We start from the raw sequence: 22,121 nt of genomic DNA on the forward strand, positions 1-22,121 counted from the left end.
ATGGCAATACCCCTTCAAACTTTACTTTATGGATTCATCAGCGGATTTTGCCTTCTTCTTAGCGGAAACACACTAAACTTCTGGCTTGCTGAATCAGGCACGAGTCTAATTACTCTTGGATTATTTTCACTAGTCGCTCTCCCCTATTCTCTCAAATATCCAATCGCCATCCTCATTGACCGTATCCCCATTAAAGATGCGTACAAGTTACTTTCAGCAACAGTCGGGATAACATTCAGCCTTTGGCAACTTTCTGAAACCGCAGCCGCAAATTTCACAGCTATCGCCCTTTGGGCAAGCCTGATCGCGACAACCGCTGTCATCCAAGATATTTATTTAGATAAATACCGCATTGATAAAACCCACGCGAAAAATACAGGAAGCAGTGCCGGTGGGTACATTACCGGCTATCGCTTAGGAATGCTAACTTCAGGCGCGGGATTGATTTTTACATCAACGATGGTTGAATGGTCAGCCTTATTTAAAATTAGCGCTGGACTATGTTTATTTCTTGGAGGTTTAGTCTACACAACCTTCCCTTCTCAAAAAAAGAAACATAAATCAACATCATTTAAGAATTTTTGGCGCCCTATTCTGAAAATTGGCAAAGGTAAAGAACTTGCTTTTATCATCGCAATCGTAATTTTGTACCGACTTGCGGATAATCTTTTGGCAATTCTCGTCAATCCATTCCAGTTATCACTGGGGTTTTCGGCCGCAGAGATCGCAACAGCCTCTAAATTTTTCGGAACTGCCATGGCCCTTGTCGGCGGAGTTATTGGCGGAAAATTATTGCAACACAAAAGTATTAATTGGGGGTTGCTGACATTTGGTCTTATTCACGTTATCACCCATGTGTTATTTATTATGCAAACCTATGTTGGCTATAACCTTGCTTTTTTATACCTTACTAACGGAGCAGAAAGCTTAACAGGCAGCATGGCAATGGTTAGTTACATCGCTTTTATCACCAGCCTATGCAACAAACGTTTTGGCACAGTGCAGTATGCGCTCCTCAGTTCAGTCATGGGGTTTTCTCGCACGTTAATCCCCTCTAGTATTGGACTACTAGCACAGAACACGACATGGACAGTTACATTTATCATCATCACGCTAACAGGCATACCAGGCCTGATATTGTGTTGGTACAGGAACAGGTGATTCTGTCTAGAATATCGCCACGCTCTATGATAAAGTTTCTATAATTAATCACGACAGATAGAAACCACAATGAAACTCAGTCAATACTTTATTCCAACTTTGAAAGAAACCCCTGCCGAAGCTCAAATTGCGTCCCACAGACTGATGCTACGCGCGGGTCTTGTTAACCAAGAAACCAGCGGCATATATACATGGCTGCCTTTGGGGCTCAAGGTCCTTGAGAACATCCAAAAGATCGTTTGCGAAGAACAAGAACGGATTGGCTGTCATAAAGTTCTCATGCCGACGATTCAACCGGCTGAATTATGGAAGAAATCAGGCCGTTACGAAGCGTACGGCAAAGAAATGCTACGCATCACAGACAGACACGACCGTGAAATGTTGTATGGCCCAACCAACGAAGAAGTCATCACGGACGTTGTTGCACAATATGTAAAAAGCTATCGTGCTCTCCCTCTCGTCCTCTACCAAATCCAATGGAAATTCCGCGATGAAATTCGCCCTCGTTTTGGTGTCATGCGCGGTCGTGAATTCCTAATGAAAGATGGTTATTCTTTTGACTTAACAGTTGAAAGTGCAACAGAAACCTACAAAAAGATTTACGAAGCCTACTTACGAACATTCAATCGCATGGGGCTGACGGCTATCCCTGTTCGTGCTGATACAGGTGCTATCGGTGGGAATCTATCCCATGAATTCCAAATCGTCGCACCAACAGGCGAGAGTACAATCTATTACGATGCTAAGTTTGACGATTTATCCCCGGAACAAATGACATTTGATGTTGCCAGCAATCTTTATGCTGCCGCAGATGAAATGCACAAACCAGAAGATTGCCCTGTTGCTAAAGATCAACTCAAAGAAGCGCGTGGCATCGAAATCGGTCATATTTTCTATTTTGGAACAAAGTATTCTGAACCACTTGGTGCTAAAGTGACAACACCAGAAGGAAAAACCATTCCCTTGGAAATGGGATCTTATGGTATCGGTGTTTCTCGTCTTGTCGGCGCAATTATCGAAGCCTCTCACGATGACAAAGGAATTATTTGGCCAGAAGCCGTTGCCCCATTCAAAGTTGGCCTGATCAACTTGAAAGCTAGTGATACCAAAGCAGATACCCTTGCCGAAGGATTATACACACAACTCAAAGCGGCAGGCATTGAAGTCTTATACGATGATCGCGATGAACGTGCCGGTACTAAATTCGCGGATATGGATTTGATTGGCCTTCCTTGGCAAGTTGTCATTGGCAACAAAACAATTGACACAGGCATGGTTGAAGTCAAATACCGGAAAACAGGTGAAAAGAAAGACATTGCGCTGGATAAAGTTATTGAGCTAATTTAAAAAAGGGAGCAGAAATTGCTCCTCTTTTATTTTTGGGTCATTGCCACCTTGTGATAACAACAGATTGCATCAATATAAAGTAAAATTCTATGGATAATTTACGATATCTTAAGATGATTGCTGTAGGATTTATAATAGGTTCACTCTGTTTAGGCGATGTTTTTCATGTTTGAATATTTAAAAAGAATTACCATCCAACTGCTCACAAAACGCAACTTACGCTTTGACATTTTATCTAGTTTTTTTGTTATTCAGGTTCTTACAGCTACATCAATCGTCTATTACACTTATTCAAACAATACTGCATCCATGCTTGAACTCTCTCAACAGATGATGGATGACTTAAGCGAATCGAAAATTGATCGTATTCGCAATAGATTTGAAGGCATTCAAACAGCCGTTCTTATGGGATCCTATATCGTCAAGAACCCAGAATTAGTATCGACGCAAAACAAAGTACTTTTGGATTACTGTGTTGCTGTCGTAAAACAGTACCCCTTCCTAGAAAGTATTTTTATTGGAACTGAAGAGGGAACTTTTTTCCAGGTAAAAACACTTCCCCCAAACTCGACATACAGAGCCAACCAACGACTTCTGCCCATCAAAGCCAAAGTCGCTGTTCGTGTCGTGCAGCAAAACAAAAACGAGGCATCAGAAACTTGGTCATATTTAGATAGTGATTCAAGAGTCATTGAGACCGAAAAACTTCCTATGTCACAAGTAAACTATAACCATAAGGTTCGCGAATGGTATCAACGCGCCCTACAAACTCGAAGTCAAATCTGGACAAACATTTATATTTTTTCTACAACGCGTTTACCCGGTGTCGCCAATGCTATTCCAATAAGCACAGAAGATGGCAACTATTTTGGTGTCATCGGAGCAGATGTCCCATTAGATAGTTTTTCAGAAATCCTTAAAAATATTCACTTCAAAGGTTTATCTCTTGTCTTAACACAAAAAGGTGAGATTGTCGCCTCTCCTTTCGAAAGCCATCCAGCTCGAGTCTCGATTACAGGCGGAGAAACTCAGTTGGTGACTGTGAATGATCTCACTAATAAAATCCCAGCAGAAGCATTTCGAGTCTACAGTTCCACAGGAGAGAAAAAATTCCTCTTTAATTTTGAAGGGAAAAAATATATTGCTAACTTTAAAGAATACGATCCAAAAATATTTAAAGATTGGATCTATATCTTTATCATGCCTATTGATTCGTTAATTGGTCAAATTAAGCAAACACAACAAAATACCCTAATTATCAGCTTCTTTATTTTATTCCTATCGATAATTTTCATAACATACCTAGCCCATCGTGTTTCAAAACCAATTACCCAACTGACCCATCAAGCTAATCGCATATCAGGATTTGATCTGACTTACCCCGAACAGGTTGTCTCTGCTATTGAAGAAATTCAGCAACTTCAAGCATCAATAAATACCATGCGCGTTAGCCTTGTATCCTTTGGAAAATTCGTCCCCAAAAAATTAGTTCAAAAGCTCTTAGAAAATGCTACTGAGGTTAAAATTGGTGGTAAATCGAAGAAAATAACGATCATGTTCACAGACATTGCCGATTTCACAACAATCAGCGAAAATTACCCCGCTGACAAACTTGTTACCCACCTGTCAGAGTATTTCGAAGAAATAACAAAAATTATTGCCGACTGTAATGGGACTATTGATAAATTCGTAGGTGATGCAGTTATGGCTTTCTGGGGCGCGCCAACTCAAGATAAAGATCAGGCTTTGAATAGCTGTGCTGCTGCTCTTTTAATTCAAAACTGTCTAAGTGATTTAAATCGGAAATGGAATTTTGAGAAAAAGCCGATCCTCGTTACGCGAATTGGAATTCATTCAGGAGAAGCCATCGTCGGTAATATGGGATCGTCATGGCGCATGTTTTATTCAGCCCTAGGGGATAATGTAAATCTTGCCTCTCGTTTAGAAGGAATTAACAAAAATTACGGTACATCCATCGTTATTAGCGATGATACACTCCACCAAATACAAGATCATGCCATCGTTCGCCCACTTGATTTAGTTGCCGTAAAAGGTAAGAAAAAGGGTGTAAAAATTTACGAGTTGATTGCTTTAAAAAATAGCAATCCTATTTTACTCCCAACTGATGAACAAATTGATTTCTGTAACAAATTTGAGCGTGGCGTTACTCTTTACAGAGATAGGCGCTGGGAAGAAGCGATTGAAATCTTTAAAAATATTGAAATTAATTATGGTAAAGATAAGGTAGCTGAAATTTATATTGATCGTTGCCAGCAATATAAGAAAAACCCACCCCCCAATAACTGGGATGGCGTTTTCCAAATGAAAGAAAAATAGGGTATTTCTAATGGGCTTTTGACTTTGTTTTCACAAAAAATAAATTTCGCGCATAAATAAAAAGCCCCAGACCCTGCCCCACAATAAAGACCGGGTCTTTAATATGGATGGCATAGATAAAAAGAATGATACCACCCGATAGACTCAAAATCCAAAAACTATTGGGAATAATACTCTTCTTGACTTTCTCACTTGCCAGCCATTGAACTAAAAAGCGAGCGCCAAACAAAATCTGTCCGATAAAACCAAAGATTTTCCAAAATAAGACGAGGGTCAAATTAATCCTCAATAAAATTTATTTTAGTTTATCTTAGAATTATCCGCTATTTTCTTCAACCATCTAATTTTACTGGCGCGTAAATTTACCAATAACCTCAAGATGTTCTGACCATAAAAATTGATCCAATGGCGTCACAGAATCCAAAACAAAACCAGCATCACATAAAACCTTAGCATCCCGAGCAAATGATGCCGGGTTACAGGAGATATAAACCACGTGTTTCAATGCTGATCGAGCAATCAGTTGTACCTGAGCTAACGCACCAGCCCGCGGCGGATCAACAAAGATAAAGTCGTATTGCCCTAGCTCATCCACAGACAGGGGATTCTCAAACAAATCTCGTTTTGTCACCGTGATTGGAACCTGAGCTTGATTCGCTGCGTTTTGTAAGGCAGTAATCGCATCATTCTCGCACTCAAACGCATCCGTTGGTCCCTTCTGTGCCATCAAAAAGGTAAATGTACCTCGCCCTGAGAACAAATCAACACCGCGTGAAACTTTCTCCGGCATATACTCTGATACTCGTGACAGCATAAAGTCATCAGCATCGTCACTGGCTTGTAAGAACTTACCAGCTTCGACAGGAACATCCACGCCTGAAAAATTGACAATAGGCTCACGGAACGTCACAAAAGAACGATAATTCAATAACAATCGCGCGACATTATTCTCACGAGCAAACTCCGTTAAGGTTTCAATTTGTTCTAGTGTCGGATTCTTAAAGTGCATTGACTTTAGATTAACGTCTAGACCGACTTTGGTTGCCAAAATATCAACTGTACCTGACTCACGTTGTTGGAACATCCCAGCAAGCATGTCTCTGAGTTTTGGAATTAAGGCTTCAATTTCAGGCAAAACCAAATGACATTCTTGATTATCAATAATCCATTTTGTTCCCCGACGCATATACCCAATCATCATCCCTTCATATCGATGAGCAAATGTCAAAGAAATCCGACGACGACGGCGTGCCGGGATAATATGAAGATCTCGCCATTCCTGTGATTCTACACCATGGAATTCAAGCGCACGTTTTAAAAGGCCAACCTTATAGTCACCATAAGCTTGTGAATTCAAATGCTGAAGTTTGCACCCGCCGCACTGTTCAAAATGCACACAAACAGCATCCTGCCGTACAGGAGAACGTTCAGAAAAACCGGTCACTTCAATCCGCGAGTACTTCTTTCCCTTGATAACGTCAAACTCAACAACATCACCTGGTGCAGTAAAGGGGATAAAATACTTCTGGTCATCAACAACGCCAACACCATCACCATCAATACCAATCGTTACTATTTTTGCTTTCATCGATACTTCCAAATTAGACAGAATCCCTAATTATGACCTATAATCTATTTAAACGCCAGTTTATTTAAATTTAATTTTATATTTATTTTACTTAAATTTTAAAATACTCTAGTTCTAGAGTTATTTTTAAATTGAGGTTAAGATGAATAAAATTATGAGGTTAACAATAATATTAGGAATAACATCAGCAATATCTTATGCTGCTGAAGATGATCACACATCTTATCCTCCCGACGCACCATCACAAATTGTTAGCCCTAATCAAATGGTAAATGGTGAGAACTACAGTTCATCTCAGAAAGTACGCGTTCTATTCCAAGAGGGAATAGACCATAAATCGAGCTTAGAACAAACATCAGGGACAATAGTATTAGAACCCGACATGTCTCCTTTAGAGGCTATTACCCTAGCTTTAAAATATCCGGCATCTATCCCTAATAGGATAGAACAACAAAAGATTAAATATACATCATCATATGCCATCCTGACTGATAGTTTCCCAATTTATGTAACTTATCCTTTTTATAATGAAAGTTCATATGTTTGGGCAAACGGCATCAGCACCACTCAAACCATCCGACAAGCAGAATTGAATGGTATATCCTTAATAACGTTCGACATTGAAGCAGGACTTAGAGTCATGATTGCAACAGGCGCTAAACTTCCAATTATCGACGATCAATTTATAACAAAATCCGCAGAAACTTTAGCCGGAGCAACTCCAGCCCTTAAAAATCTGACTCTTCCCCTTTTCTCTCTATCGACTCAAAGCCTAGTGAACACCGAAGAACTTGTATTGAGATCTGCCTTTATTTCTACGCGTTATAATGTGCCAGAAGGGACTCTATTCGGCAAAATTGCTCCACAATCAAATGATCATATTATTGATCGGTGCTTTTCATTTGCACTCTACGCATCACAAACACGTCGAGCCTATTTATCCGGACTTGTTAATTCAACAAAAGATATAGAATCCATGCCGGCGACTTACTGGGATTACATACCCAACATTCCGGGAAGTCAATGGTTCACCAGCACACTCAAATGGGCAGGTCTATCATGAAATTATGTTCACTTATCCTTATGCTAAACATCCATCAAACCAATGCAGCAGAGTGCGTTTGCCCGTATGCGGAAGCACTACTGGACAATGATATTTCGGATTTAATTGGTCATAGCCGCGGGCATGAACCAGCCCCTCCTCACTATAAAGCAGTTGTTGCCTCAAGTTCACCCCCAACATCACCACGTCAAAAGGTTTTTCACCCCGCAGCAAAAGAAGAGCTAGATTCACACATCAGCACAGAGACAGAAAACCATTTCACTGAAATATCAACGGATGAATTCGAGAAATTACCAAAATTCGGAACAGCATACCTTGGTTTTTACCATTTAGACATATCGACAAGCTTTCCTTTTAACCCCAAGTTTAATTCTCTACAGTTCGATAATTTCAATGCGAGAGCATCCACAGGTATTGGTCTTTGCGACCATGCAAATGGTATGATTCGCCTCTTAACAACAGATAATAATTTCATATACTTTAAGTTTGGCTCAACCCCTATTACAGATACAGATATTTTCTCTTTTTCTCAAAAAGTAGAAGTTGATATCTGTGAAATAACGCTTCCGCATTTCCTAATTCATGAAACAAAAGAATTTCAGGCTCCCCAAAAAGAGTGCATATTAACGAAGACCCCTTTTGGAATTGTCCGACAAAAATACGCCATCGAATTTGATCCGACATGTGGTGAAAAAAAGGATAGAGGAAAATACACGACTCCTTCTCTTAAATATACCTTTAATTCACCATTCAGTTTTTGCCTGACTGATATATTACATACAAAAACATTTGCTCTTGGCTCTATTCAAAACTCAGAGCAACTCGTTCAATTCACTCAATCCCGATTTAATCTCGGATGTATACCGCCAAAATACGGAGAATATGATGAATAGATTTATCCTTTTAGCCTTTTTAGGAACAGCAATGATTAGCCCCCAATCCATAGCCACAGAAATCCAGACTCCGTCAGAAACCACAACAAAAGCAGATCTTCGATTGGCCAACAAAGTTGCAGAAACATTCTTAAAAGACATGCCACCTGAAGTCCAATGCGATGCAGGTTATAAGGAATTTGCTCCCCACGGGACGCTTATATCAAAAGATTTTACTGATAACTGGGCTAAAACTATTGAATCACTTCTGAACAACCTCGGCTTATTTAAAGGCATGGCGAGCGATGCAATGACTCAACGTCAAGTCGCACTGGTTGAATCTATTGTCAAAGACTACCAAATGATGCTCGCCCTCAACAATCACTATCGACGCCTCAGTCTTTTCATGCCACCAAATCTTATTGATCCACAGGATGCGATGGATGTCGTCGGTTACATCTTTGGCAATGTTAACAGCTTGATCACCAAGGGATTTGATAAACAAACCGCAGCAGCTCGCTTTACCTGTTATATTGGCACCGAAGAAACCCCCGGTTTTATCCAAGGGGCAATCGATGAACTTACCCGATTAATTGCGTTATACAGCCAGTCCGGAGATATTCTTTACCCATCAATTCGCCAGATTAATGATATTGTGGGGCAAGAAAAAATTGATGCGATCCTAAAGGAATTGCCATCCCTTATCGGCGAAGGTCACGAAGAAATTATCGCACGATTTGCCCAACAAATTAAGCAATACCAAGAGTTTATTGCAATCCACATCACGCCACATGCCCCGCAAGAAAGCCAGCTACCGCGTGATATATACCTTACATACCTCAGACTCTATGGTGTATTTGATACTCCGGAACAACTGATTGAGCGCGCGGAACAAGACTGGGATATTTATTACAAACGGTATCAAGACCTAGCTGTAGAAGTTGCCCGTGAGCATGGCCTTGATATAACCGATCCAGCACAGTTAATTGAAAAACTAGAAAAGGAAAGCGGATCAACCGACAAAGATGTTGTAATGCAACGATATCGTGATGCCCAAGCAAAAATGGAAGAGTTCATTAAACGTGATAACCTTATGACTCTGCCTAACAGACCAATTCGCGTCCGTCCGGGAACAGATGCTGAAGAGGCAAGTTTCCCTGTCCCCCATGTCAATACGCCAAACTTCATAGGAAACACAGGCAATATTTGGCCTGAGTTTGTTTTGTGTGATCTGGTTAATAACTCTAGCCCCCTTACAGCAGATCCTCTGATCGTTCATGAAGGACGGCCAGGCCACGATCTGCAATTTTCACGGATGGTAGAACTCTATCTTCAAGGAAAAATGAATTTAATTGAAACAGTTATTGCTAGTAATTCAGCCAATGCTGAAGGCTGGGCGCACTACGTTGAATATCTCATGACACCGTACATGAGCAAGGAATCACAACTCTCTGCCTTAAAAGATCAATTACTCCGCATTGCTCGCATGTTCTTAGATCCGCAACTCAATACTCAACAAATCGGCTATGATAACGTTGTCAAATTTGTCACCGAAAAAGTTGGACACGCAGGCATGGCAAAATCAGAAGCCAATCGTTATAGTTTTATGATTCCGGGACAAGCAACATCCTATCGCTATGGCGCCATTAAGATCATGGAATTAAGGAACAAACTACAAACTGAAATGGGCGATGAATTCACGCTTCAAGCCTTCCATGATGCAATTCTTTCTTTCGGATTACTGCCCGTAGATCTGTATGCCGATGTATTACCGCAACGGATGCAGGAACTCAAAACAAATTAGCGAATTGGTCTAAATAGTTTTTCAGAGGAACACCCCATCCGAGCAATTGTGATGGGGTATTTTCTATTCTGATATTTCTCAAAAACCTTTTCTGTAGGAATACCCTTTTTCTTAAAGACTTCCTGACGGACCTCTTCGATTATGTTATGAAAATCCAGATTATTTAATTGCTCGAGGGGTTTGCCAAACTTCATACGAATCATCAAACTGACTTGTTGGGATGCTTCTTCTGGTTTCATTGTTCTCAATTCCGGATACATCTCCGCAAAATAACTTGCCAGAACATTGCGAACAGAGCCAATGTTTCTTGCTTGGGCATGCCCCCCTGTTTGTTCAAAAAAGATTATAGTTAGCGTATTTAGATTTTCTGGGGTAATTGTTCTATTATCATTCCCCTCGAATTTCCATTCTCTAAATAAGGGAGCATAGCAAATAGCATGTTGACGATCCTGTCGATTAGCATCAGGTCTAACATCAGGCACAGCTGTTGTTAAATTCTTTAGCGGTTGATTATTAGAGCATAACTCCGGATGACTCGCACAAAAACTTTGTTTACATTTGGTACCCACGAGTTTGGGATTACAGTTATTACATTTTTTCATATAGTAATCAAGACTAGCACATTTATTCGTGCGACAGTCCGTTAAACAAATAGCCTGGACTTGTGATGCACATAAGAAAGCAACCAAGAATTGAACTGAACGCATATTTCCCTCCATATATCCTTAAGAATAGGATAGAAGGAAAGCATTAACGTTATGTTAATTTTCGCCTAAGATTTCCTTGAAAAATGGCAGAGATAAAGAGCGTTGATGTTTTAACGTATTATCGTCAATTAGCTGTACTAAATTATGAATCGTTTCATAAGATCGATCAAATCGTCGGTAAATATATTCCATGATTTCATCACCACAAATGATCCCTTTGTTATATAGCTCTTTTTTCAACAATTGACGGAATAAATCATCATCCGGTTCTTGGATCGTAAGACAGGGTAAGCTTCGCAATCGAGACGCCAAATCAGGGAGATTAAAAGAATGACCTGACGGGGTTTGCTTGCCAAAATAAACAGCCTGACCATGATGCTCTTTAATCAAATTAAACAAGTGAAACAACCAAGATTCATCATCAAATCGATCATAGTCATCAATGATCAGGAATGATTTGGACTGCACTAGGGTTAATTGATCGTATTGGCGATAATTTTCAGGTGATAAGTATATCCCCAACAATGATCGAGCCATATGCGTTTTACCGCTCCCCTCGTCTCCACAAACGACAACCTGAGGCAAAGGCCAATTTGGCCATGATGATAACCACTGCCACACATCCATATTAGATGAACTCAGCAATAAACTGTCTTGGTCAGTAGGCATCTGATTGGGCAGAGAAATCGACAACTGCATCATTTAATCCAGATAACACTTGGTCGTTTTATACCATTCCGTTGTTGTTCGGATAATCACACCGACAATAGCAGCCACAGGCAAGGCAACCAAAACACCTGCAAAGCCAAACCATGTCGCGCTGGCTAACAAGGCAAAAATAATCCAAACAGGGTGCAAACCAACACGCTCACCAATCAAGCGAGGCGATATAAAGTTTCCTTCGATAGCCCCAACTCCAATAAAAACGACTAAAATCATAATGATTTGATTCCAACCATCAAAATGGGCAAAACCATTTGCCAATGTGGCCAGCAATCCAAGAACGGTTCCAACATACGGAATGACGGACATAAATCCAGTCATAAACCCTAAAAAGAATGGTTGCTTCACACCAATCATCCACAGCGAGAACGAATACAGCACCATTAATGTTAGGCAAACTAAAATCTGCCCCTTTGCATAATCCGACAATGTTCGATCAATACGCCCGGCATACAACTGAACTGTATCTCGGTAACGATGGGGGATCATTTCATAAATACTGGAGACAACACGAGGCCAATCTTTCAAAAGATAGAACATGATAACCGGCGTTAGAATAACCAGTGATATAATATTTGCCAACGCCATACCATTGCTCAAAAGATTCGTGATAATCTTAAGTGACCAACCAAAAATATCACCAACATGTTCTGATATTTTTTGCTTTAAATCGTCAGGTGATGTGGCCCCGCCAACCTTATGGCTTATATCCTCCAATAATGGTTTAAGACTCTGCAACCATCCGTCAGCAAGTGCAGGAGCCCTAACAGCCAAGGTAACAATCTGCTGTTGAACAAACGGAATAAAAACCATCAGCAATAAAATAAAACTCAACAAAACCGTCAAAACAACAAATGCACTTCCTAAACTTCTATTGATTTTAACTCGTTCAAGCCTAGAGACGGTTCCATCCAAAGCGTAAGCACCGATTACCCCAACTAAAAACGGAAAGAAAATGGCACTTAAGCTGTGAAAAAAATAATAGACAACAAGCGCACCTAGGGCTGCAACCCAAAATACCACTGATTTGTTCATGTTTCTCTCCTAAAAACCTCTCTAAGGTTTTTGCGAACAAAATAGATAATATACTCAATGCCAGACAACACCGTTGTTGCTGCGGTTATATAGACCAGTCCCCACATCATTGGATGATAAAGAGCAGGTGTCAACATTTGATAAACACCCATGTCTAAGAATAAAACAAGACCGACAAATAACAATTGGAAAAATGTGTTAATTTTACTCAGCACAAAAGGGGAAAGCCTTACAGGAAGGTTAAAGAGATAAACAAGCAAACCGCCAGCCAGAATAAGAATATCCCGCGCTACAATCAAATACATCAGAAAAAGAGGGATATACCCTGTTATTGCCAACGTTACATAGCTTCCAATCATCAATGTTTTATCTGCAATCGGATCCAAGATACGACCAAACTTAGATTCAACGTTCCATAACCTTGCCAGAAAACCATCAATATAGTCCGATACAGCAGCAAAGGTGAATAAATAAAAAGCAAGTGTCAGTTGTCCACGAAAAATCGCAACCAATGTAAATGGAACGACCAACAAACGCAAAGCGGTCAAGAGATTAGGCAGAATTCTTTTTAATGTTATAACCATACAATAAGCATTTTTCTAAAAATACAACACAATATTCTATTCTAGTATACCTGATCAACAACAAATGTGGAATGGGGTAATGCAGCTCATTTTACGTAAATTTTTAGCATAATTTTCCGCACCTGTCATAAATTTTACAGTTGATAATTAAAAGAGAATCATTTTATAATGCAAATCGAAAGTTTTAGAAAAATATATATATCATGCAATTTAAAATAAACGCCAAAGACTTAAGATCCGCTCTCATCACCAATCAACTTAAGGTATTTTTACAGCCTAAAGTTGAACTAAATAACTATAATGTTATCGGCTACGAAGCTTTGCTCCGCTGGCACCACCCAAGACATGGCCTAATCTCTGCAGACCAATGGATTAAAGTGGCAGAGGAACACAATATTATTACCCCTGTCACCCTATGGTTACTAGACGAATGCCTAAAACAAATTTCCAAAAAGGTTCAGTTATCCATTAATGTGTCGGTAAAAAGTCTGACCCTTGATTTTGCGATTCGCCTTATGGGTATCGTTAAATTATACAAATTCCCCCCTGAAAATTTAACTATCGAGTTAACAGAAACTCAAAAAATAGAGAATTATAATTCAATTTCAGGCACCCTAAGCTACCTAAGACGCCAAAAAATAAAAGTATCGCTTGACGATTTTGGAACAGGTTATAACACATTAAAAACTCTGGCTGAACTCGAAGTCGATGAAATCAAGATTGATACGACATTGATCCAATCAGATACCCCTAATTCGAATTTCATCTTAGGTATGATTGTCAGCCTAGCCCAAGAAATCAATGTTGATGTCGTCTGTGAAGGCATCGAAACAAAAGACTTGCTAGAAAAGGCAAAAAATTTGGGCGTCCTGCGCGGACAAGGTTACCTTTTTGCAAAGCCATGCCCGATTGAAGTATCAACAGCACATTACAACCAAGTTAAGAAATCGGCATAAAAGTCCACAGAAAAAGCCATTGACTGTAATTTTATTGTCACACTTCTTGACACGGAGGTTCTAAATCTGGCACATTAAAAAAGTTAATCCTTTGTTAATATTTTTTGGTTGTTATTCTCTGGGAGGAACAGTTGACGCAATTTAATAAAATAAATCTTGCAGGCATATCAACCCTTGCCCTTGCGTCATCTATTGCAATACACAGCTATATAACAGAGTCGACTCACAACGTTCTTGTAGAACAAAGCGGCACTGTCCTGAGTATCCCTGAGATTCAGATAGACCAAGTTATATCTAGTGGCAACACGAATGTCGCAACAGCAATGCCTATTGCCGTAAAAGTGGCTCAAGATATCGAGAAAACAATAACGATTAATAAAAATGAAACACTTCTCACAGCCTTGACAAGCCTTGGTTTTGACCGCAAACACGCCACTCGTGCAATCAACGAACTTAAGAAAGTTTACAACCCACGTGCAATTAAACAAGGACAACAGATCACAGTCCAGTTTGTGACTGCAGATGATAAAAACACGGCACAACTAAAGGCAATGAATTTTAAAACTTCTGCAGGCAATTCAATTGAACTGACATATGATAACGAACAGTTTTTAGCCAAAAAATTCGAACTCAAACTGATCAGGTCGCTGCGTAAAGTTGAAGGAACGATCAACTCAAGCTTTTATTCTGCCGCTTTAAAACGTGGTGTGCCGGCAACTATCGTGAAAGAAGCGATTTCCGCATTGAGTTACGATATTAACTGGCAACATGATCCCAAATCAGGTGATGAATTCAAAATACTCTTCGAAGTTTTTGAAGATGAAAGTGGCAATGTCATCCGTACAGGCGACCTCAAATACGCAGCATTTGCCCCCCAAGGGACATGGAAACGGATTTATGCCTTCAAAACAAATGGCGGAGCCGGTTTCTACAATGATCGTGGCGAAAGCGTTGTCAAATCCCTGCTAGCAACACCAATAGACCCAACTCGCATGCGTATTACCTCCAAGTTTGGTCGGCGCAACCACCCTATTCTGGGATATTCAAAAATGCACACCGGTGTTGATTTTGGCGCCCCAACAGGAACACCTGTCTCCTCTGCCGGTGACGGTGTTGTCGTCAAGGCTTGCTGGAATGGTGCCTATGGAAATTACGTAGAAATCAAACACAATAATCAATACTCCACAGCCTATGCCCACCTTAGTAAAATAAATGTAAAACCTGGCCAAAAGATTCGTCAACGTCAAAATATTGGCTCAGTAGGCAGCACAGGACGATCAACCGGTGCTCATTTACATTATGAAGTCATTTCCCACGGAAAAAAAATCAACCCGCTGTCGATAAAACAGCTACCAGCTGTACGGTTGAGCAAAAAAGAACTGAATCTATTTCAAGATGTAAAGTTGAAATGTGACAAAGAATTCACAACAGCAGCACCGGCCGTAGTGGTTGCAACGAAGCCTGAAATCGTATCAGTTGGATAGATATTAATAACGTAATGCGGAAATTGCTTCGTTTACAAGAGTAGTCTATGAAATATTTGACTACAAATAATCTGGACGAGTAGCAAACAACCGTTCGACTTTGGCAACAGACGGTTCAGCCACGACTAAAATCAAGCGATCACCCACACGAATAGATGTTTTGGTCGGACGAATATAAAACTGGTTACCGCGATACAATCCCGCAACATCAATTTGCCCCCGAATAACAATATCCTCAATCGGCAAGCCAACAACACTTGTTGTTTCGGTTGCTAAAGCTTCTATAATCTCTATCTGACCATCTTTTAAAGAATGAACCGAACGAATTTGCCCCTGACGCACATACTTTAAAATTGACGAAACAGTTATCGCATGAGGACTAATCACTGCATCAATTCCCAAAGAGGTTACAAGTGGAGCATAGTCCATATTATTCAACAAAATTAAGGCTCGTTTTGCCCCTTCTTTCTTGGCCAAAAGCGCTGTCAAAATATTGACTTTATCATCCTCAGTAACGCAAATAATCGTGTCTGTTTCATTGATATTAACTTCGGCAAGAATCTCACTATCAAGGGCATCACCACACAAAATTTCCGTCTTACGCAACTGCCTTGCAACGATTTCTGCGCGATGAGCCTTTCTTTCGATGATCTTAATATCACTCAGATGAGATGATGCTTCCATTTCCTGTGCTAAGGCAAGCCCAATACTCCCTGCACCAACAATCAATGTTGTATGGGTATAATCCGGATCATGGTAGAACTGTTGCATAACAACAGGAATAACATCTTGATGGGCGATAAAATAAACTTCATCGTCAAGCAACAGCTTATCATCGCCGGATGGAATAAAGAACCGCCCTTCACGGTAAACACATGCAACCATGAAGTCAAGGTTAGGCAATAACGTTGGCAGAAACTTTAATGGGGTATTTAGGATCGGTGACGGTTGATCACAGCGAACGCCGATGGCACTGACATTCCCCTCGAGGGATTTAACATCAAAAGCCCCCATAACGGATAAACTGCGCCCAATATTTAAGGCTATTTCTTTCTCAGGTGAAATAATGTGATCAATTGAGATCCGTTGAGCCGCAAACATCCATTGCAAATTAGGATCCAAATAGCTTTGATTTCGAATACGAGCAATTTTTCTAGGGACTTTAAAAAGGGAATTCGCAACTTCACAAGCAACAATATTGACTTCATCAGAAGCAGTCACTGCAATCAATAGATCAGCTTCGTATAAGCCTGCTTTCTCAAGCACATCAGGATGCGATGCGTAACCGACAATTGGTTGTATATCAATAGAATCACTCAAACGACGCAACAATTCCGCTGACTGATCAACGATTGTAATATCATTATCCTCACCCGACAGGTATCGTGCTATGTTAAAGCCGACCTGCCCTCCGCCTAGGATGACTACTTTCATGCGCTGTGTACTTCCTTATCCGACGATTCATCGTCATCACGACCGTCATTAACACCCAAAGCTCTAAGTTTACGATGTAAAGCTGAACGCTCCATACCGATAAAACGAGCGGTTTTGGAGATATTTCCGCCAAACCGATTAACCTGGGCCAATAAATATTCACGCTCAAAAGCTTCTCGGGCTTCACGCAATGGCATAACAACGATTGAGGTATTTCCAACACTTGGCAATTTCACATCAGAACGAATTTCAGGCGGTAACATGGCACAGGTTACAGGTTCACGATTATCCCCCCCGGCCATTAAGAGAACCCACTCGATTGTATTCTTTAACTGACGCACGTTCCCTGGCCATGGATATGATTGCAACATAATCATTGCCTCAGTTGAAATAATTCGCTCCGGACGGCCATGCGCCCGACTTGCCCTTGTCATAAAATGATTGACGAGGTCAGGCACGTCCGTAAGACGTTCTGTCAACGCCGGAACTTGAATCGGAATAACACTAAGGCGATCATATAAGTCCTGACGGAATCGGCCTTCTTTAATTTCTTCAGCAACAGTCATTGATGTTGATGCGATGATCCGCACATCGATTTCAATTTTCTGATTATCCCCTAATCGACAAAATCCCCCTTCTTGAAGGACACGGATTAATTTCGCCTGTACAGACAGAGGCAAATCACAAATTTCATTAATATATAAAGTCCCACCGTGGGCACGCTCAATCAAGCCAATTTTGCGTGGCTGAGATTCATCATGGCCAATAATCTCGGTACCAAATAATTCCGCATCAATATAATCAGGATTCATTGTTGAACAATTAACACTGACAAAAGGCAAGTTTGAGCGTCGTGAATTTTGGTGGATCAAACGCGCAATCACTTCTTTGCCGGATCCCGCCGGGCCGCCAATAAAAATACGGCTATTTGTCGATGCCACCTTATCAATCGTCTGTCGGATATGGGAAATCTGAACAGATGAGCCAATCAACTCTGTCCCATCTGCCTTTACTTTTAACTCCTCATTTTCCCGACGAAGTTTTGCCGCTTCAAGGGCACGACTGATAATCACCAATAATCGATCAGATTCAAACGGTTTTTCAATGAAATCATAAGCCCCACGTTTTATAGCTGAGACCGCCGTTTCAATGGTTCCATGGCCACTCATCATAACAACAGGAACATGAGGATGATCACGTTTTATCATCTCAAGAATACGGATACCATCCCGCTCACCATCACCCAGCCACACATCTAAGACGACTAAATTGGGTTGGCGAAACTTTATCGCAGCCAAAGCCTCTACCCCATCCCGAGCAACACGAGTACCATACCCCTCGTCACTTAGAATGCCAGAGACTAATTCACGAATATCAGCTTCATCATCTACGATCAAAATGTCTTGTGTCATAAAACCACTCGATTATTTGGTTACTATCGGTATTTCAAAAAGCACGCGTGCCCCACCCAAGGGACTGTCACCAAGTTCTAATCGTCCCCGGTGATCTTCTATAATTTTAGCAACAATTGCCAGCCCAAGACCAGTCCCTTTTGAATGAGTCGTATAATACGGCTCTGTCAGCCGTTCACGACCGTTAACAGGCAGTCCAGGACCATTGTCCTCTACACTCACAACACATTTATTATCCGCCAAACGCAAAGATATTTTTATTATTGGCCTATCCGGTTTGGCTTTTCCAGCAATTTCATCCAAGGATACAGCATTTATAGCATTCTGCAAAAGATTTGTCAGCACCTGAGTAATCTGAGCAGCATCACAATTAACCCAAATGTTATTAGAGTCAACACTCAAGTCAAATTCAATATGAGTATGAGCCTGAATCTGTAAATCTAAAGCATTCTTAGCAATATTGACCAAATTATCCTTAACAAGGATCGGTTCCGGCATCCGAGCAAATGATGAAAACTCATTAACGAGACGCCCAATTTGACCAACTTGACGGACAATTGTATCAACACAAGTCTGAAACACCTCAGGATCTGTCTGTATTTCTTTAAGATATTTTCGCTTTAGCCGTTCGGCAGACAACTGAATCGGTGTCAATGGGTTTTTGATTTCATGAGCAATCTTTCGTGCCACATCAGACCAAGCGGCTTTGCGTTGAGCAGACATCAGCGGTGTCACATCATCAAAAGTTAAAATAACACCTGATTTTTTACGCCCGGAATGATCTGCGACAAGAACAACTTGCAATATCCGAGGGACACCACGACGCATGATGGAAACTTGGGAAACAACAACACCGTCTGCCGAAGCCGTTAAGTCAACAAGCAACGGTTTAACTTCAGGTAAGACGTCAGCCAATTTCATAACCAGACCTTCATCACGGATATCCAAAAGTTCACGGGCTCGCCTATTGATCAAACTAATCACGCCACCCGAATCTGTACTAATAACCCCCGCCGAGATACGTGATAAAACGGCCTCCATAAACTGACGTCGTTGATCAATCTGCAGGCTTGCATTAATCAACTCTTGACGCTGGTTTTTTAATTGTACGGTCATTCGATTAAAAGCTTCAGCCAAAACCCCCAACTCATTATTAATAGAACCTTGCGCTTCGACTTGAACTTCAAGATTACCTTGACTCACAGCATCAGAGGCCGTGATTAAACGACTAATCGGCCGGACAAACAAATTAGCAACGGTCAAGCCCGCCCAAACAGCAGCCAAAAGCAAAAGAAATGCGACCAATGAGAAAAATAAAATAAACGTAATTTGTAGGCCGGATCGTTGAGCATCTAACCTCTCATATTCAGAGATAGCACTATCTGTTTGCTTAACATGCCTCAACACATCAGGATCAATAACCTTACCAATATAAAGGAAAAAGCTCCCTGCAGGATCCAACCGCGTTAAGGCTCGAACACGATCGTCTTTATCACTTGATAAAACAACCATTTCACCATTTTTTGCTCGCTGAAACGCATCAATAAGGGCTTTTTCAAACTCAAGAGCAAACGTTAGAAAAGCTCGACCAACAACATTCCCCTCTTCATCTAAAATAAGCGCTTCATCCACGCCTCGCTCACGCGTCAACCTTGTTAATGACTCAGACAATTGTTCCGGAAATCTTGACCTGGCTTGAATTGTTGGCCCTAACTCATTAATTAAGGCAACAGCATCCTCTTCGATCCCCTTAGCCCGTTCATACAAATAGGCATTCGCAACGAATTTCGCTTCACTTAATGCCAAACGCACCGGCTCACTGAACCACGCCTTTAACCCTACATTGAAAAATAAAGCAGAAAATACTGTCACAAATATACCGGGCGTAATAGCAACAAAGGCAAATAAAGCGGCAATTTGCACATGAAGTTTAGACCCGGCAGTCCCCTTGCGCCGCTCAGCCCAGATTTCAAGCAATCGCTTAGCAATCACAACAGAGAGCATCAACATAAGAGTGACATCAAGATAGATCAAGGGCAGAACACGACTAGATTTATCTGCAAAATCATCAGTTCCCGTCAAGACAACATACGTCGCCACACCAGACAGAATAGCAGCAATACTCAGGATTAACCCAGCGCGACGCATAAGGATATCCCGTTGAATAGCCTTTTCCATCCAGCTTGTTATTCGTTGAAAATATCCCGTTTCTGTCATGGTTTAATCATGCATCAGAGCCGGGTCGATTTGCAACTCTGTTAATCTTTTCCGCAATGTATTACGGTTAATCCCCAGAATCTCGGCAGCTTTCTTTTGATTCCCACGAACTGATTGAAGGGTCGCTTTTAAAAGAGGGCGTTCAACCTCTTGGATAACGCGATCATACAATCCTGATGCCGGCAATGCACCCTCAAGCGCTGAAAAATATGCGTCAATAAACTCTTCAACGATATAAGATAATCCACCTTGATTTGGGAGTGTGGCCTTTATTTTAGACGGCATGAGCAGACACCTGTTGCTTATAAAATTCATCAATCAAATTATGCATTGCTTTGGGATCTTCGGTTTTATTTACTTCAACTCGGTAATCGGTCGAGTTTGTTAGTCCCTTACTGTACCATCCCACATGTTTACGAGCAATCTTGATTCCCGTAGAAATACCATAATGGGACAAAATATCATCAAGATGTTGCTTAACAGTCGCATGCTGCACCGAAAGTTCAGGATCAGGAAGATGCTGACCTGTTTTTAGGTAATGGCCAATCTGATTAATAAACCAAGGACGACCATAAGCACCCCTACCGACCATAACACCATCCGCACCACTTTGTTCAAGCAATGATATAGCATCAGCAATACTAACAACATCCCCGTTACCAATAACAGGGAGTTTTACCGCATTTTTAACATTGCGGATAAAGCCCCAATCTGCACGGCCGTTATATAATTGACAACGAGTTCGACCATGGACGGTGATCATTTTAACCCCACAATCTTCGGCAATACGTGCCAGATTTGGAGCGTTTCTATTACTGTCATCCCAACCGGTACGCATTTTTAAGGTAACAGGAACACTAACCGCTTTTACAGTCGCCTCAATAATTTTACCAGCAAGAACTTCATCCCGCATCAAAGATGACCCGGCATGACCGTTAACGATTTTTTTAACAGGACAGCCCATATTAATATCGATAATTTGCGCCCCCAGATCGGCATTGAGTTTAGCTGCCTCAGCCATGACAGAAGGCTCACACCCGGCCAATTGCACAGCCATCGGCAATTCCTCAGGAGATTTTTCAATCATCTTCATAGTTTGACGCACCTGACGAACCATAGCTTGACTTGCAATCATCTCAGAAATCACAAGCCCCGCTCCCATCCGTTTTACTAAACGACGGAATGGCATATCTGTTACGCCTGACATGGGCGCCAGTATTACAGGCATCTCTAATTCAATAGTGTCAATCTTGATTGTCATAAAAGTCGTCTTTAAAAAATTAGGAGTTATACTAATTAAGTCCTAGAGCGAATTCAGCGGATCATCAGCTTTATAAGCGCACTCAATGTAGGGTTGCGCAGCCTTATCTTTGAATCCATCTATATTACTTATTTTC

The 22,121-nt window shown here is 41.0% G+C and carries 19 protein-coding genes; 8 read left to right on the plus strand and 11 right to left on the minus strand.

The annotated features are described in order from the left end of the window. The 3 genes from KF820_00635 (at position 1) to KF820_00645 (ending at position 4,845) form a co-directional block, all read left to right on the plus strand. Positions 1–1,161, plus strand: a complete 1,161-nt coding sequence (locus KF820_00635) for an MFS transporter (GenBank protein MBX3456855.1) — start codon at positions 1–3, stop codon at positions 1,159–1,161. 69 nt (positions 1,162–1,230) lie between these two features. Further along, entirely contained in the window at positions 1,231–2,508 is a 1,278-nt protein-coding gene (locus KF820_00640) for a proline--tRNA ligase (GenBank protein MBX3456856.1), read from the plus strand. Between the two features lie 165 nt (positions 2,509–2,673). Further along, positions 2,674–4,845, plus strand: coding sequence for a HAMP domain-containing protein (locus tag KF820_00645; GenBank protein MBX3456857.1), 2,172 nt, complete (start codon positions 2,674–2,676; stop codon positions 4,843–4,845). Positions 4,846–4,852: 7 nt separating this feature from the next. Here KF820_00645 and KF820_00650 read toward each other — a convergent pair whose 3' ends face one another. Both KF820_00650 and KF820_00655 read right to left on the minus strand, forming a co-directional pair. Beyond that, a complete protein-coding gene (locus KF820_00650; protein MBX3456858.1) occupies positions 4,853–5,122 on the minus strand; it encodes a lipid-A-disaccharide synthase N-terminal domain-containing protein in 270 nt (89 codons plus the stop codon). Positions 5,123–5,191: 69 nt separating this feature from the next. After that, the gene (locus tag KF820_00655; protein ID MBX3456859.1) at positions 5,192–6,433 is read right to left on the minus strand and encodes a class I SAM-dependent RNA methyltransferase; all 1,242 of its coding nucleotides are present in this window, start codon (positions 6,431–6,433) and stop codon (positions 5,192–5,194) included. A gap of 142 nt (positions 6,434–6,575) precedes the next feature. Here KF820_00655 and KF820_00660 point away from each other — a divergent pair, with 142 nt between their 5' ends. The 3 genes from KF820_00660 to KF820_00670 are packed head-to-tail and all read left to right on the plus strand — an operon-like array spanning position 6,576 to position 10,172. Beyond that, a complete protein-coding gene (locus KF820_00660) occupies positions 6,576–7,496 on the plus strand; it encodes a hypothetical protein (GenBank protein MBX3456860.1) in 921 nt (306 codons plus the stop codon). Continuing rightward, on the plus strand, positions 7,493–8,389 hold the full coding sequence (locus KF820_00665) for a hypothetical protein (protein ID MBX3456861.1): 897 nt from the start codon (positions 7,493–7,495) through the stop codon (positions 8,387–8,389). Before KF820_00660 ends, KF820_00665 begins: the two co-directional genes overlap by 4 nt. Beyond that, entirely contained in the window at positions 8,382–10,172 is a 1,791-nt protein-coding gene (locus KF820_00670) for a DUF885 domain-containing protein (GenBank protein ID MBX3456862.1), read from the plus strand. The genes KF820_00665 and KF820_00670 overlap by 8 nt, the downstream gene beginning before the upstream one ends. On the opposite strand, the gene KF820_00675 is transcribed toward KF820_00670, so the two are convergent. From KF820_00675 to KF820_00690, 4 genes are read right to left on the minus strand one after another with little or no spacing between them, the layout of a single operon-like run. Then, on the minus strand, positions 10,169–10,879 hold the full coding sequence (locus KF820_00675; protein MBX3456863.1) for a hypothetical protein: 711 nt from the start codon (positions 10,877–10,879) through the stop codon (positions 10,169–10,171). The genes KF820_00670 and KF820_00675 overlap by 4 nt on opposite strands. A 54-nt stretch (positions 10,880–10,933) precedes the next feature. Further along, on the minus strand, positions 10,934–11,578 hold the full coding sequence (locus KF820_00680) for a hypothetical protein (protein ID MBX3456864.1): 645 nt from the start codon (positions 11,576–11,578) through the stop codon (positions 10,934–10,936). Between the two features lie 3 nt (positions 11,579–11,581). Beyond that, positions 11,582–12,637, minus strand: coding sequence for an AI-2E family transporter (locus tag KF820_00685; GenBank protein ID MBX3456865.1), 1,056 nt, complete (start codon positions 12,635–12,637; stop codon positions 11,582–11,584). Then, positions 12,634–13,221, minus strand: a complete 588-nt coding sequence (locus tag KF820_00690) for a CDP-alcohol phosphatidyltransferase family protein (GenBank protein ID MBX3456866.1) — start codon at positions 13,219–13,221, stop codon at positions 12,634–12,636. Before KF820_00690 ends, KF820_00685 begins: the two co-directional genes overlap by 4 nt. Positions 13,222–13,424: 203 nt before the next feature. Here KF820_00690 and KF820_00695 point away from each other — a divergent pair, with 203 nt between their 5' ends. Together KF820_00695 and KF820_00700 are read left to right on the plus strand one after the other, a co-directional pair. Beyond that, positions 13,425–14,177, plus strand: a complete 753-nt coding sequence (locus KF820_00695) for an EAL domain-containing protein (protein MBX3456867.1) — start codon at positions 13,425–13,427, stop codon at positions 14,175–14,177. Positions 14,178–14,308: 131 nt separating this feature from the next. After that, positions 14,309–15,661 carry a peptidoglycan DD-metalloendopeptidase family protein gene (locus KF820_00700; GenBank protein MBX3456868.1) on the plus strand — a complete coding sequence of 451 codons (1,353 nt, stop codon included), beginning with the start codon at positions 14,309–14,311 and terminating at the stop codon, positions 15,659–15,661. A gap of 60 nt (positions 15,662–15,721) precedes the next feature. Here KF820_00700 and trkA read toward each other — a convergent pair whose 3' ends face one another. Genes trkA through dusB form a run of 5 tightly spaced genes read right to left on the minus strand, consistent with a single transcriptional unit; the run spans position 15,722 to position 21,985 of the window. Continuing rightward, complete coding sequence (gene trkA / locus KF820_00705) at positions 15,722–17,095, minus strand: Trk system potassium transporter TrkA (protein MBX3456869.1); 1,374 nt, start codon at positions 17,093–17,095, stop codon at positions 15,722–15,724. Then, positions 17,092–18,507 (minus strand): sigma-54-dependent Fis family transcriptional regulator, encoded by a 1,416-nt coding sequence (locus tag KF820_00710; GenBank protein MBX3456870.1) that lies wholly within the window; start codon positions 18,505–18,507, stop codon positions 17,092–17,094. Before KF820_00710 ends, trkA begins: the two co-directional genes overlap by 4 nt. 12 nt (positions 18,508–18,519) lie before the next feature. After that, on the minus strand, positions 18,520–20,724 hold the full coding sequence (locus KF820_00715; protein ID MBX3456871.1) for a PAS domain-containing sensor histidine kinase: 2,205 nt from the start codon (positions 20,722–20,724) through the stop codon (positions 18,520–18,522). A 3-nt stretch (positions 20,725–20,727) separates the two neighbouring features. Further along, a complete protein-coding gene (locus tag KF820_00720) occupies positions 20,728–21,009 on the minus strand; it encodes a hypothetical protein (protein MBX3456872.1) in 282 nt (93 codons plus the stop codon). Next, entirely contained in the window at positions 20,999–21,985 is a 987-nt protein-coding gene (dusB, locus tag KF820_00725; GenBank protein MBX3456873.1) for a tRNA dihydrouridine synthase DusB, read from the minus strand. Before dusB ends, KF820_00720 begins: the two co-directional genes overlap by 11 nt. Positions 21,986–22,121 lie beyond the last annotated feature (136 nt).

Source organism: Candidatus Paracaedibacteraceae bacterium (genome assembly GCA_019636055.1).
GTDB lineage: Bacteria > Pseudomonadota > Alphaproteobacteria > Paracaedibacterales > Paracaedibacteraceae > Paracaedibacter.